An 18,113-nucleotide genomic window follows, 5' to 3' on the forward strand; every position below is an offset into this window, starting at 1 on the left:
ATTAATGTTAAAAATGACGTACCCGAACTAATTTGATCATATTTTTTAGCAGTTAAATTGGCTACTTTACCATTAAAAGGAGCTTTTAAACTACTCAAGGATAACTGATATTTAGCTTCTTCTACTTGTTGTAGTGCACTTCGATATCCCGACTTAATACTTAACATTTCATATACTTCATTAGGAATGCTCTCTTTTTGAGATAACGTATAACCACGTCCTAGTAAATTATCTTCCAAATCAAAAGTTGATTTTTTTAGATTAAGCTCCGCTTTCTCTAGTTTTTCTAAAAAATTTCGTTGTGACAAACGTGCTAGCGTATGCCCCTTCTTCACTCTTTCTCCATTACAAACATACAGTCCTTCCAATTCATCTCCTATCTCAAACTTTAAAATGTTTTTTTGAATCGCAATTAGTTTTCCGTTACTAATCAATTCCTTTTGAAAAGATCTAGTTTTTAGAACTTCGGCAGTAACCTCATTATCACGAAGCAGATAAGTTCTTTTTTTTAAATTTTCTTTTTCTTCTGCAACATCTGAACAGTTTATTAAAAACATTGACAACAGCAAAAGACAGATCATTTTATGACCATTTAAAGAATTGTTTTTCATAATAAATATAATTCTGCATTTTTATCAGAATCTAAAAAAAATATTAGCTTTTTTTTTTCAAAAAAAACTTTTTAAATTCAAACACACAAACAATCTTTAATGTTTTTCTCAAAAACTGAGATTATACACAGTTTATAGAACAACAACCATTTTGCTAATGATAGAAAATAATTATCTATGTTTCTTTGAGAGTAAATAAACCTAACTATAATAATCTGTATTTGTGTAACTACAATCCTTAATAAATTTACTATAACTTAATAATGACAAATAATATAACATATAAAGCATAGAAGAGGCATTAATTATAGTAAGTGTTAGCATCCTTAATTCCTATAAACCTCTAATGTATCCTAATTTTTGTAAATCTTTAATACTGTTTGTTAAATGTGTTTTCCCATTTTTTATAACATATAAACTATCACTAATTTCAGTTATATGCTCATACATATGATCTGTTATAATAATTCCTTTATTTTGTTTTTCTCTAATTATTAATTTTTTAATTGTTTCAATATGTACAGGCATTATTTGAGAAAACGGTTCATCTAGCATGCAAAATTTAGTTTTAGAAACAAGTATTAAATAAATTTCAATAATTCTTCTTTCTCCTCCAGATAAATTTTCCAGTTTTGATTTGTAATGCTTTTGAAATTCAGGAAAAAATGATGTTAAATCTAAAAAATCTAGATTAAAATCTTTCAATAACCTTTGCACTGTTAAATACATAGGAATAAATTTATTTTGTGGAAGATACCTAATATCTTTTGGAGAACGGGAAGATTTAAATAAAGTTGAATTATTGATTCTTATAGATTTATCATTAGGAATAATTTCTCCATATATAATTTTCATAAGAGAAGATTTTCCTGTTCCATTTCTTCCTAACAGTCCTGTTATTATTCCAGTTTCACTTTTTAAATAAACATTACTTAGAATAACTGTAGATTTAAATTTAAGAAGAACACTATCTATTTCAAGAATATTTTTCATGTAAATTTAAGTGTTAGAATTATTATTGTTATGAATAAAGATAAATCAATTATAAAAGTTGAAATCCATAAGTTTTTTCTAGAAAGTCCAAGATTTTTATAATAAAAAAACTCTTCTTTTTTATTGTTATTTATATAGTAATAAATAAAGCCCGATATGAATATTTTAAACCAAAATACTGCTGTGATTCCTCTAATTCCCCATGTGCTAATAATTGATACGCAAGCAAGATTAACTATAAAACTTAGAAAAGCATATAATCTATAAAAAATCAATATCAATCTGATGATTTTCATTATGGTAACTAACGGATTTAGAATATTTATATTTTTTTTAAAATAGTTTTTTTATGTTTCTGATAAATTTTATATTTCATTTAAAACGATAAAATCGCTATTTGTTTTGACCCCTATAAAGCAAGAGTAATCTTTTAAATTTCGATTATTAGTTACGCTGTTAATTTTTCCATTAAAATCAAGTGTTTATCAGAGTTCCATTTTTCCATAGGAGTAATACGTCCTAAGAGTCCATGGAGTCTTTCGTTATTATAAAACTTTACATATCGTTTTAATATTTGTTCTATCTCTCCAAAATGACGATAATCAAACCTGGTAAACACTTCCTTTTTTAGGATTCCATGATAGGCTTCTATATGTGCATTCTCTTCTGGTGTAGCTACATGAGTAAACTCTTGTTGAATTCCTATAAGGCTTAAGTATTCTCGTACTTTTTTAGCTAAAAACTGACTGCCATTATCACTTCTAATAACTATGTTTTCAGGATAATTATAATCTTCAAATAAAGAGGATAGAAGTGCTATTACATGGTTCTGTTTTATGGTAAATGAAAAATAATCCTTTAATATTCTACGTGAATGGATATCTATAACAGAGAGTAGATAAGCATTCTTTCCTACATGAGGAATCCAGACCATTTTAATATCCATTTCTAAGCACTCCAAAGGTCTAGTGGTATGCACTACTCTATATTTTACAAATTTACGTCCAGAACCACTTCTATCTATTCTGTTTTCAAGCTTCAATAAGCCTGCTTCTTTCATAATTCGGTATAACTTCTTATGATTAATATTGTAACCTTCTTTCTTTAAATAGCTAGTCATTAATCGGTAACCACAATCTATAAATTCATGGTTTAAAATCTCTTTTACCGCATTTACTACATCTTCTTGAGACACGAAGCCTTTTGATTGATGATAGGTGTACTTAGAGGGGTTATTACCCTTTCTACCTAGACTTGGTTCTCTATAATAACTGCTAGGAACTATACCTACCATTTTTATAATCTTAGACTTACTACACTTATATTTTTCATAAATAATATTCACTAAATCTTTCTTGGATCGGACGTTCCAAACTTTTTTTTTAGAAGTTCACGTTGTACCTCTAGTTCAATCTCTCTATCGCTAAGCAACTTACGTAAAACTCGATTCTCCTCTTCGGCTGCTTTAAGTTCTTTGCTTTTTTTAGTATCATAAGTTACTTTTAAACCTGATTCTCCTTGATGTTCAAACTTCTTCTTCCAACTATAAAAGGTTCCTGTGCTTACTCCGTGTTTACGACAGGTTTCTAGCTTTTGGGATAACTCCCATTTCTTGTATTTCATATCTCAAATTTATTAATTTGAAATTTAAAAGAACACTCCGAACTTATTGGGGGCTAAAATACTATTATTTTACACATTATTAGCATATTTATCGACACATTCAGTTAGAATACAAAATTAATTAGTCATCAGTTTGAATATCTTCCAAAGTTTCTATGTTACTTATATTAACTCCTATTTTATAAATAATTGAATCTTTATTTAAAATAGGTTTTCTTTCAACTTGTAATTTCACAAAACTTGTTTTTTCCATTTTTCTTAATGTGTCAAGAAAAGTATTTACTTGAGGTGCTAATAATCTATTTTTTCCGTCCGTTGTATAATAAATAGTTTTTGTAGAATCTAATTTAATATATTTCACTGTTCTGAAATTTTCAATTGTAAACTTCTTAACAGCCTTTCGTTGCATTCCATTTATAAAATTATCAAGTTTAGTCGAATCGGATAATAGATAGTATACTTGGTCAATACTTCTCTTTTTTATAAACTCTCCTTTCGAATTAACTACTAAATGTGCAGGAATCCCAGATAATTCAAACAAATTTCTTGTTTTCGCGTAATCTTTTGAAATAAGCTGAATTCCTGAAGGTTTATTTGATTCAATATACTCTTTCCATTTCTCTTTATTTCCATCAACAGAAATATCTATAAATACTATATTTAGATTGTTCTTAAAATAAGATTTTAATTTTTCAAGTTGTGGTTTTTCTGCACGACAAGGACCACACCAAGTAGCCCAAAATGAGATGTATAATGTTTTATTTTTTATAGATTTTAAATCAAATGGTACAAATTTAGAATCTAAAAAAATTGATTCGGGTAACAATTTTCTCTTCTTTTCTGTAAAATCCCAAACTATCTTTCCATTTATTAATTTACCATATTGGTCCAATTTTATTGATTCTCCTTGTCTGATAATTAATGGTTGTGAAAAAAGGAAATATACAAATAGTCCGCCCATTACAGTTAATAAAGCTAACTTCATTGTTTTATTAACCTCTTTTCTTGTTACTAATAAACTTATTGTTGCAAATAAGACAAGAAAATAAATTAGAGGAAAATAAAAACATCTCATAGGAATAAATAGGAGAAGTGATATATAAAGTAAAGGAATAAGCTTTAAAGGTGTTTTTTTATTTATTAAACCAGAAATGTAAAATCCTAATGTACAAATTAACAGTGCAAACCACTTTAATTGATCATATTGATGAATTTGTAAAATTCTATCTACTGGATAAACAAGTGCTATAAAAATAATAATTATAGATAAAATACCTAAAATAATTTTAGATATAGTGATTAAAAAAAAATTCATTTTTTTTCTTATTTAAATTCAGCTTTTGACATTTTGTATCGTCCTGAAATAGGTTAACAATTCCAGTTTGTTATTATTTCTTCGGTACGATTTGTAGTTTCTATTTTGATTTAAATGGATATGTTTCGTAGTGCATAAATCAAAGCTACAATGTGGACCAAAATTGTTGTAAATATCGACCGCCTTTTTGGTCATCGTTTTGGCTAATTTAAGATTTTTTATGACATGTTTTAGTCCATATTCATATTTTAAAGTTTTGTTAATTCTTTCTGCAATTACATTTTCGTAGGGATCATATTTTTCGGTCACACCCATTGTTACGCCATTCTCTACCGCAAACTTTGTGTAAGTAGGATTACTATATTGTATCCCTCTATCTAAGTGATGAATGATTTTTTGACTAGGAAACTTTCTGTTTTTGATAGCCATTTTAATTGCTTTTAAACAGAGTTCAGTTTTCATTTTACATCTATCTTATATCCCATAATTTGCTTAGAATACGCATCTGTTACGAGTGCTAGGTATGCATGTCCTTTGTCCGTTTTAATATAGGTGATATCCGTTATCCAAACTTGTTCGACTCTGGTAGGTACTACTTTGTCTTCTTGGATTCAATGTTCTAACGCAACAGCAGTTGTGTTTTTTAGCTCCTAAAAACCGATCAATCACAAAAGTTGTCTATGAATTAGGGTAGTTTTAGTTTTGAAGTTTAAATTTATTCGTATTGGAACTTACTTTAGACCTTTTAAAACTTATACTTCCTGAATTCTTAATCGATAACTTCGATTTAACAAAACATTCTAAAGCGAAAGAAACACTTCATCTATATTTTGAAGAGAAAATAACAGCTCCTAAAGAGTTTACTCAGCAAATAATTATTGCCCATGGATTCCACAAACAAATAACCATACAAGATTTCCCTATTAGAGGAAATACAGTTTACCTACATATCAAACGTAGAAGATGGTTAGATAAAAACAATGGACAAATTTTACAAAGAGACTGGAATCTAGTAGCTAAGGGAACTCGTATGACAAACGAATTCGCAACTTTTTTAAAAGAAATTAGTCGATACTAAAGCTAATGATTGTCATACCATAGCTAGTTTCTATAATCTTAATGGTAAAAAACTACAAAGACAATATAGAGACTATATAAGTGAGTTTAAGCAATGGAAACATAAAACACATGCTAAACAATACCTAATCTACCCCGAGAACATAGATAAACACCTCTCTATTGATGAAACTGCTTTATCTAAAGGGGAACTCTACACCATTATCACTAACAAAAAAGCAAAAGGTAAAAAAGGGAGTATTGTAGCTATATGCGCTGGAACTAAAGTAGAACCTATCATTGAACAACTGCTTAAAATTCCTTCTAAAATCAGAAACAAAGTCAAAGAAATCACATTAGACATGGCTAATTCTATGAAAACAATAGCCAGAGTTTGTTTTCCAAAAGCCACACAAGTAACAGACAGATTTCATGTACAAAAACTAGCATTAGAAGCTTTACAAGATATCAGAATCAAACATAGATGGGAAGCTATTGATAGGGAAAACAACTCTATAAAATTAGCAAAACAGAAAAAGATACTCTTTATTCCTGAAACTCTTGATAATGGAGATACTAGAAAACAACTACTCGCTAGAAGTAGATATTTACTCTACAAAGCTCCTTCCAATTGGACACAAAATCAAGACTTCAGAAGTAAAATTCTATTCCAACAATACCCAGACATCAAAAAAGCATTCGACTTAGTGCAAAACCTCCGAAATATATTCAACCAAGCTAAATCAATAAAAATTGCATACACAAGGTTAGCACAGTGGTATCATCAAGTAGAAATATCAGGATTTAAAGCTTTTAATACAGTCGCAAACACCATCTATAATAACTATAGATCCATATTGAATTACTTTAATAATAGAAGTACAAACGCTGCTGCTGAATCTTTCAATGCCAAAATCAAAGCTTTTAGAGCTCAGTTCAGAGGTGTTAAAAACGTTGAATTCTTCCTCTTTAGATTGACTAATATTTTTGCCTAAAACACAACTTTTAGGTATGATCCTCCATGATCCCTCTTTCTTTTTACGAAAATAGTTAAAATAAAAACACCCGCTTTTAATAAAAAGCGGGTGTTAAAAGGTGTGTTTTTAATTCAAAGACCTGATTAACAGCTGAATTTGCGGAGAAAGAGGGATTCGAACCCCCGGACCTGTTACAGTCAACAGTTTTCAAGACTGCCGCATTCGACCACTCTGCCATTTCTCCTGAGCGTCTCACGATTTCTCGTTTGCGAGTGCAAATATAACAACAATGTTTTGTTTTCCAACAAAACATTTAAAAAAATTACAAATAACTGCTAAAAAGCAAACCTTATTTATAATAATTCGTATAAATAACTAAACAATAAAGTATTAACTTGTTCAATAAAAGAAATACGGATACACCAACTAACAAATGACAATATTTTGTTACTTTTATTGCACCTTAAAAAAAGATAATCTATCATGAAAATACTAGTAGCAGAAGATGATAACCTAATCCGAAGTGCACTTGAATTTAGACTTAAGAAAGACAATCATGATGTAACACTTGCTATTGACGGTAAGGATGCTTTAAAAAAAATAGACGAACAAATTCCTGATTTAGTAATTACAGATATCATGATGCCTCATATTTCAGGTTTAGAACTTGTGGGACTGATTAAGGAAAAATATCAGAATCAAATAAAAATTATAGTGCTAACTACTATGGGACAAGAAGATGTGGTTTTAGAAGCTTTTGGATTAGGAGCTGATGATTTTATACCAAAACCATTTAGCCCTAATGAATTGTCTGTTAGAATTAAAAGATTCGCAATTAAAAAGATTTAATGTTACAGCTCTTATTTTATATTACTGTATACACTAGCATTGTCCTTTTATTGATGATGTTTTTTTTTTCGTACCTAAATAAAGTTAAAAAACAAAAATATAGTGTTTGGGAAAAAGAGAGTAATGAACTTATTAATACCTTTATTTTTATAGATAATAATACTGTTTTAGAACTACCAGATGACATACATACTCTTAAAAAAAATCCTTTTTTCAGAACATTTATTTCTCAAAAAATAATTACAGCTGTTAAAAATTTTTCGGGAGAAACTACACGTAATTTAAAACAACTATACCTTCTTTTAGAGCTGGATAAAGACACATTACACGATACAAAGCATGTTTTAGGACATTTAAAAACTAGAGCTATTAGAAATGTTGGTGTTATGAATTTAAAAAACTTTGAAGAAATTGTTTTTGAAAACACCAATCACAAAAACGACTTAATTAGAATAGAAGCTCAAGTAGCATTAATAAGACTTACTGGTTTTAAAGGATTAAAATTTTTAAATATAATTACCTATCCTATTTCAGAATGGTATCAAATTGTTTTACTAAGAGAGTTAAAAACACTAGATCCAGAGAAGTTTAAGGGAATTAAAATATGGTTAAAATCTTTTAACAAAAGTGTTATTGTTTTTACATTAAAACTAATTGCAAATTATCACTTATTTGAGTTTTACCCAGACACTGTAAAACTTTTACATCATAAAAATCATAAAATAAGATTGCAAGCCATACGTACCCTTGCTAAAATTTTCAATAAAAATACACCTAAAGAATTACTTTCAATTTTTGAAAATGAAACTACAGAAAATAAAATTGCAATTTTAAAAGAACTCTCTAGTTTTAAAGAACAAAGCACAATTCCGTACCTTATAGAATTACTAAAACAAGAAACTCCTACTTTACAAATAGTAATTATTAAAACAATTGCTAAAATTGATACTGAAGGAATATTGCTTTTAGAAAAAATACCCAATGCACACACCCCACCATTAAATAATATTATTTTACAACTAAAAGAGGAACAAGCTTATGAATTGGATTAATAACACTCCTTTCTTTATACTACAATTGATAGGTTTTTATATTGTGTTGTCTGTAATCATTCATGTGTGCATTGCTATAACATCTATTCTAAAAAATCAAATCTATTTAAATAGAAAAGAATTTACAGATTACAATACATTAGCTTCATCATCCAATGCCCCTAATATTTCTGTTATTAAAGTTATTTACAATCAAGAAAACACAATACTTCAAAGTGTAAAATTATTGCTTTTGTCACATTATAATAACTTAGAAATTATAATTATCAACAATGGTAGTACAGACAATTCGTTGCAAAACTTAATAAAAACTTATAACTTAAAACCTATAAATGTTTATATTAATAAAGAAATTGATTCTGGACCTGTAAAAACTATTTACAAAAGTACTAACCCTATTTACAAAAAATTAATTATTGTAGACAAACCTATAAGTAATAATGCCGATTCTTTAAACACGGGAATTAATATTGCCAGCGGAAAATACATAACACATATTAACACTAATTACGTTATAAAACAAGATGCTATTTTAAAACTGTCAAAACCTTTTTTAAAAGAAACCACCCAAAAAGTAATAGCCTCTGGTAGTGTTATTAAATATGCAGAGAACAAAAAATCTGCAACTATATTATCTAGAATAATTAGTTTAAAACATACTAGAATACTTTTATTAGAGTATATGGCTTGGACAAAGGTAAATGAACTATTATTTACTCCTGGATTATTTATGATTTTTGATAGAGAAATAGCTATTAAATGTAAAGGCTACACCCCAAACACCTCTAGTTTAGACATGGAACTAACCATGCGTATGAGACAGTATATGGAGGAACATAAAACAGCATATACCATATCTTTTATACCTGATATTTTATGTTGGAAAAAAGAAGAAATCAATTTTAAGAATATTCTAACAAAAAAAAGCAATTGGACGTTAAAAAAATTAGAAAGCTTAAAATCAAATAAAAAAATAATATTCAACAGAAAATACGGAACTTTAGGCTTAGTTAGTTACCCTTACTGGTTTTTATTTAAATTTCTCACACCCATAGTAAAGGTCATTACTTTTATTTATTTGCTAGTTTTAGGTAGCACAAAACAAATTTCTTGGTTATCAATTATTTCTTTAGGGGTGTTATTGTATAGTCTAAAAATAACATATTCTTTTATTGCTATTTTAACAAAAATCATCACACAACATAAAAATAACCAAAACAATTCTGTAGTAAAACAAATAGTAGCCGCTATTTTAGAACCTATTATATTTACACCTATTGTTATTTTCTCTTTTTTTAAAGGTAGTTTACAGTATTTTACAAAAAAATAATTTTTGTTTTCATAAAATACTGCAAATCTTATCATCAGCTAAGAGCTTCTAAAAAGAAAAAAAGAAAAAATTTTAAAAACCCAATTAATATTGTTATTTTTCTTACTAAAGAAATCCCCCTTACTATTTACATCCTTATCTAGTAGTTCTAAAAGAAAAAAAAAACAATGTCTGCAAAAGAAAAACAAAGAATAAAAGCTTTAATGTCTTATGATTTATTAGACACTAAAGAAGAAAAAGAATTTGATAGAATTACAAAATTAGCTTCTTTAATTTGTGAAACCCCCATTTCATTAATTTCATTAATTGACGAAGACAGACAATGGTTTAAAGCTAAAATAGGAGTTACAGTAGAAGAAACTCAAAGAGATATTGCTTTTTGTCATCATGCCATTCAGCAAAAAGAAATTTATGAAGTTTTTGATGCCAGTGTTGACGATCGTTTTAAAGAAAATCCTCTTGTTACCAACGATCCAAATATTAAATTTTACTCCGGACAACCCCTAATAGATCCAAACGGATATACACTTGGAACACTGTGTGTAATAGACCAAAAACCAAAAAAATTAAACAAAAGTCAAAAAGAAGCATTAAGATTATTGGCTGATGAAGTAATAGACCTTATTGTTGATCGAAAAGCAAAAGAAGACTATAAACACTTTGGAAAACTATTTGTATTATCTAATGACTTAATTTGTATAGCAGGTACCGATGGATATTTTAAAAAAGTGAACCCTGCGTTTGAAGAAGCTTTAGGTTGGGATACTAAAACATTATTAGAAAACTCTTTTTTTGACTTTATTCACCTTGATGATATTGAAGTAAGTGCCAAAGAAATTATGAAGTTAGGCGAAGGACACGATACCGTAAACTTTACTCATAGATTTAGAGATAAAAAAGGAACTTATAGAGTATTACAATGGGTGGCTTCACCAGAACCTGAAACTGGAAATATTTTTGCCATTGCAAGAGACATTACAGATGAGGTTGAAAGAGCCAAACAAATAGAAAGTAACGAAAAACGTTTTAAAACTTTTTTTGAAAGTTCACAAGGATTAATGTGTACTCATAATTTAGAAGGTAAACTTTTAACTGTTAACAATTCTGGGGCAAAAGCGTTAGGTTATACCAAAGAAGAAATTAAAGATTTTTCTTTGTTTGATATTGTACCAGAGCACAGACACAATGATTTAAAAAACTACTTTGAATACATTAAGAAAACAGGAAAGTATAAAGGAGAAATGCTTACTGTTGGTAAAGATGGCTCTAAAAGAATTTGGATTTTTAACAATACATTAGAAGCTACAAATACAGACAACCCATATGTAATTGGAAATGCTGCAGATATTACAGAACAATATCATCTAGAAAAAAACCTGCAACGGGTTAAACAGTTATTAGAGCAAACCAACAAAGTAGCCAGAGTTGGTGGTTGGGAATTAGATTTGGTAAAACAAAAAATTTATTGGACTTCTATGACCAAACAAATCCATGATGTTCCCGAAAATTTCCAACCTGATTTAGAAAAAGGAATTAATTTTTACAAAGAAGGAATTCATAGAGATAGAATAACAAAAGCAGTAAACAATGCCATTCAAAATGAGGAGCCTTTTGATTTAGAATTACAAATTATCACCCTTAAAAAGAAAGAAATATGGGTTAGAGCTATCGGTAATCCTGAATTTGAAAACGGACAATGTATAAAGGTTTTTGGTACTTTTCAAGACATTAACAAACGTAAAATTGCAGAAATTAAATTTAACGAATCTAAAAAATTCTTAGATGATGTATTAAATGCATCTTCAGAAGTAAGTATTATTGCAACAGACAGAAAAGGAATTATTACCGTATACAACAAAGGAGCAGAAAGATTATATGGCTACAGCCCCAAAGAGGTTATTGGTAAAAAAACTCCTGCTTTTATTCACATTCCAGAAGAATTAGAACAGAGGAGTAAAGAACTAACTGAACAATTTGGAATTAAAATAGAACAAGAAAGAATTTTCACAGAAATTCCCGTTAGAGAGGGTTCTGAGCACAAAGAATGGACTGCCGTAAAAAAAGACGGGACAAAACTTACCATATCTTTAGTGGTTACCCCCATTAAAAATGACGACCAACAAATGATTGGTTTCTTAGCCATTGCCACAAATATTACCAAACGTAAAAATATAGAAAACGTTTTAAGAGATGAAAGAGCTAGATTAGCTGCCTTTGTAGAACACGCTCCTGCAGCAGTTGCCATGGTAGACAAAGACTTAAACTATATTAATGTAAGTTATAAATGGAGAGAGAAATACCATTTAAAAAACATCGATATTGTAGGAATGTCACATTCCAAAATTTTTCCAGATATTAACGGAGATAGAAAAGAACGTTATAAAACCGTGTTAAATGGTGGTATTCTAAAAAAAGATGAAGAAGTGTACATTTCTCAAAAAACAGGAAATCAAAAAACCATTAGTTGGGAAATGAGACCCTGGTACAATTATTTAGGTGAAATTGGTGGAATTATGATCTCTACCCAAAATATTACTCCTATTATAAAACAGAGAGAAGAACTTAAAAAAGCTAAACAACTGGCAGAACAAGCTAGTGTTGCTAAATCAGAGTTTTTAGCCAATATGAGCCACGAAATTAGAACCCCTCTTAATGGAGTTATTGGTTTTACAGACTTAGTACTTAAAACAGAATTATCAGAAACACAAGAACAATATTTAAACATTGTAAATCAATCTGCTAACGGACTTTTAAATATTATCAACGATATTTTAGACTTTTCTAAAATTGAAGCGGGTAAACTAGAACTAGACATCGATAAATGTGATGTTTTTGAAATTGGATGTTATGCCTCAGATATAGTAAATTATCAAATACAAAAGAAAAACTTAGAACTACTACTTAACTTACCTCCCGATTTGCCTAGATTTATTTGGGCAGATTCTATTAGGTTAAAACAAATATTAATCAACTTGCTAGGTAATGCTGCTAAGTTTACAGAACACGGAGAAATAGAATTAAAAATTGAAGTCATTAAACTTAACAAAAACACCAATACATTCCGCTTTAGCGTTAGAGATACAGGTGTTGGAATAAAAAAAGAAAAGCAGGATAAAATTTTTGATGCCTTTTCTCAAGAAGACACCTCTACCACTAAAAAATATGGAGGAACAGGACTAGGACTAACCATTTCTAATAAACTTTTAAAAATGATGGACAGTCAGCTTCAAGTTGAAAGTAAACTAGGTGTAGGTAGCACCTTTTATTTTGATGTTGAATTTAAAAGCGAACACGGAGAACAAAATCAATGGGATAATTTAGATAAAATTAACAATGTTTTAATTGTTGATGACAATCAAAACAACAGAAACATTATAAGTCAAATATTAAGATTAAAAGACATCAATACAGATCAAGCAAAAAGCGGATTTGAAGCCCTACAATTACTTTCAGAAAACAAACAATACGATGTAATTATAATGGATTATCATATGCCTTATATGGATGGGGTTGAAACCATTAAAAAAATAAGAGAAAACTTTTTTGGATTACATGATGAGATACAACCTGCCATACTTTTATATAGCTCTTCTAGTGATGCAAGCTTAATATCCGAGGTAAAAGAATTAGGAATTACACAAAGGTTAACAAAACCTGCTAAAATGAAAGAAATTTATGCCTGTCTTTCTATGTTAAACTCAGAAGAAGAAAACAAAGCTGTTGTTTTAGAAGAAAAAAAAGCTGAAAATTTAAAATTGGCAGAAAGCTTAATCCTATTAGTAGAAGACAATAGCGTAAACAGACTACTTGCCAAAACTATTATCAAAAGAAAGTTTCCTAACGCTACAACTATAGAAGCTGTAAACGGTAAAGAAGCCGTAGATCTATACAAAAAACAAGCCTTTAATATTATTTTAATGGACATTCAAATGCCTATTATGAATGGTTATGAAGCTACACAAATGATTCGAGAATTAGAAAATAACAAAGCTAACATTCCCATTGTAGCAATTACAGCAGGTAACGTAAAAGGTGAAAGAGAAAAATGTTTAAATATTGGGATGACAGATTTTGTTGTAAAACCAATTGTAGAAGAAGATTTGGTAGACGTTATAAACAAATGGTTACCAAAACCAGACAAAACTCTAAACAAGACAACGATAGAGTTTAACAAAACTGATCACTTTAATATAGAACAGTTAAAAACCTATTATGGTGATGATTTAGAAGCCATCAATCAAATGAAACTTCTTATTATAGAACAAATAGAAGAAGTAACAATCCATATGACAACAGCAATAGATCATAAAAAAATTGAAGAAATAAAAGCTATTGGACATAAATTATATGGTACCAGTAGTACTGCTGGCTTACCTATACTTGCTAAAATTGGTATGGAGTTTGAACTTTTAGACCAATATGATGAAACTTTAATTTCTGACTTATGGAATCAATTAAAAAAAGAGATTAAAATTGTTTTAGATATTTTAAAAAACGAATAAAATTAAGTCACTAAATTAACCACACACACTGCAAAAACAGTGTGTGTGGTTTTTGATCAATATTTAATTTATCAAAAAAAGACTTATTATTCTTCATAAAACGTTTACGCACACTATATTTGAGATATCTAAAAAAACATCGTTAATTATGAAAAAAACTGTTTTAAGTTTATTTACATTTTTTGCGTTTATCTGTTTGATAAATGCCCAAAACACTTCTACAAAATTATTTAATGGTAAAAACCTAGAAGGATGGAAAGCTCTTAACGGATTTGCTAAATATTATGTAGAAAACAATGCTATTGTTGGGATTACCACCAAAGGATCTCCCAGTACGTATTTAGCCACAGAAAAAGAGTACACTAATTTTATTTTAGAATATGAAATAAACATTGATACTCCTTTAAATGGTGGCGTACAAATTAGAAGTCATCACAATGCAGCTAGGGGAAAAGACTCTGTATTTGGTTTGCAAGTAGAGGCAGATACCTCTCCAAGAGGTTGGAGCGGTGGTTTGTTTGACCAAAGTAGATACGGTTGGAGATATACTATTGAATACAATCCTGAAGTAAAAAAAGCCTATAAAAATGGAGAATGGAATGCAGTTAAAGTCATTGCTAGCGGACAAAGAATTGCCACTTGGGTAAACGGAGTAAATGTTTCTAATTTGTACGAAGAACACATCGATACTGGATTTATTGCTTTGCAAGTACATGCAGGTGGTGGTTCTAAAGTTGGTAAAAAAACACGTTGGAAAAATATTAAAATCACTAACATACCTGATAATTATAAATTTAAAACAACTGCTCCTCTTATTAGTTATCTAAACAATAAACTAACCAAAGAAGAAATTGATAAAGATTGGAAACTTTTATGGGATGGTAAAACAACTAAAGGCTGGAGAGGTGCTAAAATTGATCAATTTCCTAAAAAAGGATGGAAAATAGAAAACGGTGTTTTAACTGTTTTATCCTCTGGAGGAGGAGAGTCGGAACACGGTGGAGACATTGTTACTACCAGACCTTATGAAAATTTTATACTAGAGGTAGACTTTAAATACACTCCTGGTGCTAATAGTGGTATTAAATATTTTGTTGATACAGAATTAAACAAAGACAAAGGATCTGCTATTGGTTGTGAATTTCAAATTTTAGATGACCAAAAACACCCCGATGCTAAAAAAGGAAATGATGGAAACAGAACTATTTCTTCTTTATATGATTTAATTAGAGCAGATGCTCAAGAATACATTCCGTCTTTATACACCAAAAAATACATTAACAAAACAGGATGGAATAGAGCACGTATTGTTGTAAATGGACAAAAAGTACAGCATTTTTTAAATGGCTGTAAAATGGTAGAATACACAAGAGGAACACAACAATGGAGAGCATTGGTTAAATATAGTAAATACAAAAACTGGCCTAACTTTGGTGAAGCAAAAAAAGGATTAATTCTTTTACAAGATCACGGTAATGAGGTTCATTTTAAAAATATAAAAATTAAAGAACTATAGATTTAACTTCTTTTCTTAAAATCTAAAAAAGGATTATTAACATTGTTAATAATCCTTTTTTAGATCAATTTGTATTTATTTTATTTGGTATACACCCTGTTTTCTTGTTCTGCAACTCTAATAAAAGTAGTTCTTTTAGTCAGTTCTTTTAATCTTTCTGCCCCCACATACGTACAAGTACTTCTAATGCCTCCTAAAATATCTTTAACAGTTATTGCCACTTCTCCTCTGTAAGCAACCTCAACGGTTTTTCCCTCACTAGCTCTATACTCTGCTACTCCACCTACATGTTTTTCCATAGCTGTCGCAGAACTCATTCCGTAAAACTGTTTAAATTTTTCTCCGTTCTTTTCAATCAGTTCTCCTCCACTTTCATCATGACCTGCTAGCATACCTCCTAACATTACAAAGTCTGCTCCTGCTCCAAACGCTTTGGCAACATCTCCTGGAATAGAACAACCTCCATCACTAATTATTTGTCCTCCTAAACCATGTGCAGCATCTGCACATTCTATAATAGCCGATAATTGTGGATACCCTACACCTGTTTTAACTCTAGTAGTACAAACAGAACCAGGTCCAATCCCAACTTTTACAATATCGGCACCAGACAATAACAACTCCTCTACCATTTCTCCTGTAACTACATTCCCGGCAATAATTACCTTATCAGGATATAAATTTCTTGTATTTTGAACATAGTTTACAAAATGTTCTGAGTATCCGTTAGCTACATCAATACAAATAAATTTTAGTTTTGGATTTTGATGAATAACCTCTGCTAATTTATCAGCATCTTTTTCTCCTGTTCCTGTACTAATGGCAATATACTCTTCTATGTCATTAGGAGCTAATGCTAAAAAAGAATTCCATTCTGCCACTGTATAGTGTTTATGTATCGCGGTAAAAACATGATGCTGAGACAAAGCCAAAGCCATCTCAAAAGTCCCTACTGTATCCATATTAGCCGCCATTATAGGCACTCCTTTCCAAGTAGCTTTGCTATTCAAAAAAGTAAACTCTCTGTCTAAATCTACCTGAGATCTACTTTTAAGAGTAGATCTTTTGGGTCTAATCATTACATCTTTAAATCCTAGTTTAATATCGTATTCTATTCTCATAATGACATTTTAAAGCTTCTTATTTAAATTTACGGATTGTTTTTATAGCGAATATGAACTAAAAGTCATTTCTATTCATTACTTATTAACAATAAATTTTTATAGTTTTAAGGTATATGAAACTTCTTTTACAAGAAATAGAACAATGCAAGCTGTGTTTGCCTCATTTAACCAACGGAGTCAATCCTGTTTTGTCTGCACATCCTAAAAGTAAAATTGCCATTATAGGACAAGCTCCCGGCATTATTGTTCACAATACTAGTATCCCATGGAATGATAAAAGTGGAGAACGTTTAAGAAGTTGGCTACATATTGATAAAGATACTTTTTACAACCAAGAGCTAATTGCTATTATTCCTATGGGTTTTTGTTATCCTGGTAAAGGAAAAACTGGCGATTTACCTCCTAGAAAAGAATGTGCTCCTAAATGGCATCCTCCTTTGTTTGATGCTTTAAAAGAGCTTGATTTGATTATTTTAATAGGGAGTTATGCTCAGAATTATTATTTAGAAAATGCTAAAAAAACGCTGACTGAAACTGTTAAAAATTATCATGAATATTTACCTACGTTTTTGGTATTACCACATCCATCTCCCAGAAATAATATTTGGTTAAAGAAAAATGAATGGTTTGAAAAAGAAACATTGCCTTTTTTGCAAAATCATGTTCAAAAAATCCTAAAAGGAATAAATGTTGATAAGTAATTAATACTCAAAAACTAAAAATGAAAACTAGTACACCTAAACAAACAGCCTACGCATTGTTAAGAATTACAATGGGTGTTAATTTTTTTGCACACGGATTGGTTAGAATTCCTAAGTTAAATGGCTTTAGAAATTGGATGGTTAATACATTTGAAAATAGCCTATTGCCCAATTGGTCTGTTTATGCCTGGGGAAGCATACTTCCCTTTGTTGAATTAGCCATTGGAATTTTGTTAATTGTAGGCTACAAAACCTATCAAACTACCATTGCAGGTGCTTTGGTTATTATCACTTTAATTTTAGGGTCTTGCTTAATTGAAAACTGGGATTGGGCAGCTACACAAATGCTCTACTCCATTTTCTTTTACTTTTTAATAAGTAATATAGAACAAAATTATTTTGCTTTAGACCACATAAAAATCCGAGTATAAACTCGGATTTTTATTATTTTATAAAAGAAAAAT

The 18,113-nt window shown here is 29.5% G+C and carries 17 protein-coding genes and 1 tRNA gene; 9 read left to right on the forward strand and 9 right to left on the reverse strand.

Translation table 11 applies throughout. From position 1 onward, the window contains the following. The 7 genes from FHR24_RS10805 to FHR24_RS15785 all read right to left on the reverse strand — a co-directional run. Positions 1–611, reverse strand: a 611-nt coding sequence (locus FHR24_RS10805; RefSeq protein WP_208412336.1) for an efflux RND transporter periplasmic adaptor subunit, incomplete at its 3' end; no start/stop codon positions are given. Between the two features lie 333 nt (positions 612–944). Then, complete coding sequence (locus FHR24_RS10810; RefSeq protein WP_167188343.1) at positions 945–1,604, reverse strand: ATP-binding cassette domain-containing protein; 660 nt, start codon at positions 1,602–1,604, stop codon at positions 945–947. A gap of 448 nt (positions 1,605–2,052) precedes the next feature. Further along, positions 2,053–2,898 (reverse strand): IS3 family transposase, encoded by an 846-nt coding sequence (locus FHR24_RS10815; protein WP_208412337.1) that lies wholly within the window; start codon positions 2,896–2,898, stop codon positions 2,053–2,055. Between the two features lie 50 nt (positions 2,899–2,948). Next, positions 2,949–3,227: a transposase gene (locus tag FHR24_RS10820; RefSeq protein WP_167188347.1), complete on the reverse strand. Its 279-nt coding sequence runs from the start codon at positions 3,225–3,227 to the stop codon at positions 2,949–2,951. Between the two features lie 121 nt (positions 3,228–3,348). After that, on the reverse strand, positions 3,349–4,542 hold the full coding sequence (locus tag FHR24_RS10825) for a TlpA family protein disulfide reductase (protein WP_167188350.1): 1,194 nt from the start codon (positions 4,540–4,542) through the stop codon (positions 3,349–3,351). Between the two features lie 18 nt (positions 4,543–4,560). After that, on the reverse strand, positions 4,561–5,004 hold the full coding sequence (locus FHR24_RS10830; protein ID WP_167188353.1) for an integrase core domain-containing protein: 444 nt from the start codon (positions 5,002–5,004) through the stop codon (positions 4,561–4,563). Next, positions 5,001–5,153 (reverse strand): DDE-type integrase/transposase/recombinase, encoded by a 153-nt coding sequence (locus FHR24_RS15785; RefSeq protein ID WP_394352395.1) that lies wholly within the window; start codon positions 5,151–5,153, stop codon positions 5,001–5,003. The genes FHR24_RS10830 and FHR24_RS15785 overlap by 4 nt, the downstream gene beginning before the upstream one ends. A 113-nt stretch (positions 5,154–5,266) precedes the next feature. Here FHR24_RS15785 and FHR24_RS10835 point away from each other — a divergent pair, with 113 nt between their 5' ends. Both FHR24_RS10835 and FHR24_RS10840 read left to right on the forward strand, forming a co-directional pair. Beyond that, the gene (locus FHR24_RS10835) at positions 5,267–5,620 is read left to right on the forward strand and encodes an ISAon1 family transposase N-terminal region protein (RefSeq protein ID WP_167188356.1); all 354 of its coding nucleotides are present in this window, start codon (positions 5,267–5,269) and stop codon (positions 5,618–5,620) included. Between the two features lie 19 nt (positions 5,621–5,639). Continuing rightward, positions 5,640–6,593, forward strand: coding sequence for an ISAon1 family transposase (locus FHR24_RS10840; RefSeq protein WP_167189105.1), 954 nt, complete (start codon positions 5,640–5,642; stop codon positions 6,591–6,593). Positions 6,594–6,734: 141 nt separating this feature from the next. Here FHR24_RS10840 and FHR24_RS10845 read toward each other — a convergent pair. Beyond that, positions 6,735–6,819, reverse strand: a tRNA-Ser gene (locus FHR24_RS10845). Between the two features lie 239 nt (positions 6,820–7,058). Between FHR24_RS10845 and FHR24_RS10850 the strand changes: the two genes are divergently transcribed. The 5 genes from FHR24_RS10850 to FHR24_RS10870 all read left to right on the forward strand — a co-directional run bounded on the left by FHR24_RS10850 (position 7,059) and on the right by FHR24_RS10870 (position 15,824). After that, positions 7,059–7,424 (forward strand): response regulator transcription factor, encoded by a 366-nt coding sequence (locus FHR24_RS10850; protein ID WP_167188359.1) that lies wholly within the window; start codon positions 7,059–7,061, stop codon positions 7,422–7,424. Next, positions 7,424–8,476: a HEAT repeat domain-containing protein gene (locus FHR24_RS10855; protein WP_208412338.1), complete on the forward strand. Its 1,053-nt coding sequence runs from the start codon at positions 7,424–7,426 to the stop codon at positions 8,474–8,476. The genes FHR24_RS10850 and FHR24_RS10855 overlap by 1 nt, the downstream gene beginning before the upstream one ends. Next, positions 8,463–9,806: a glycosyltransferase family 2 protein gene (locus FHR24_RS10860; protein WP_167188365.1), complete on the forward strand. Its 1,344-nt coding sequence runs from the start codon at positions 8,463–8,465 to the stop codon at positions 9,804–9,806. Before FHR24_RS10855 ends, FHR24_RS10860 begins: the two co-directional genes overlap by 14 nt. 167 nt (positions 9,807–9,973) lie before the next feature. Further along, on the forward strand, positions 9,974–14,308 hold the full coding sequence (locus tag FHR24_RS10865; RefSeq protein ID WP_167188368.1) for a PAS domain S-box protein: 4,335 nt from the start codon (positions 9,974–9,976) through the stop codon (positions 14,306–14,308). A 148-nt stretch (positions 14,309–14,456) separates the two neighbouring features. Beyond that, a complete protein-coding gene (locus FHR24_RS10870) occupies positions 14,457–15,824 on the forward strand; it encodes a 3-keto-disaccharide hydrolase (RefSeq protein ID WP_167188372.1) in 1,368 nt (455 codons plus the stop codon). Between the two features lie 80 nt (positions 15,825–15,904). Here the strand turns inward: FHR24_RS10870 and FHR24_RS10875 are convergent, their stop codons facing one another. Next, on the reverse strand, positions 15,905–16,945 hold the full coding sequence (locus FHR24_RS10875; protein WP_167188375.1) for a GMP reductase: 1,041 nt from the start codon (positions 16,943–16,945) through the stop codon (positions 15,905–15,907). Between the two features lie 116 nt (positions 16,946–17,061). Here FHR24_RS10875 and FHR24_RS10880 point away from each other — a divergent pair, with 116 nt between their 5' ends. Beyond that, entirely contained in the window at positions 17,062–17,649 is a 588-nt protein-coding gene (locus tag FHR24_RS10880; RefSeq protein ID WP_167188379.1) for a uracil-DNA glycosylase family protein, read from the forward strand. Positions 17,650–17,669: 20 nt separating this feature from the next. Next, complete coding sequence (locus FHR24_RS10885; protein WP_167188382.1) at positions 17,670–18,080, forward strand: DoxX family protein; 411 nt, start codon at positions 17,670–17,672, stop codon at positions 18,078–18,080. Positions 18,081–18,113 lie beyond the last annotated feature (33 nt).

Origin of the sequence: Wenyingzhuangia heitensis (genome assembly GCF_011762155.1) — a bacterium.
GTDB lineage: Bacteria > Bacteroidota > Bacteroidia > Flavobacteriales > Flavobacteriaceae > Wenyingzhuangia > Wenyingzhuangia heitensis.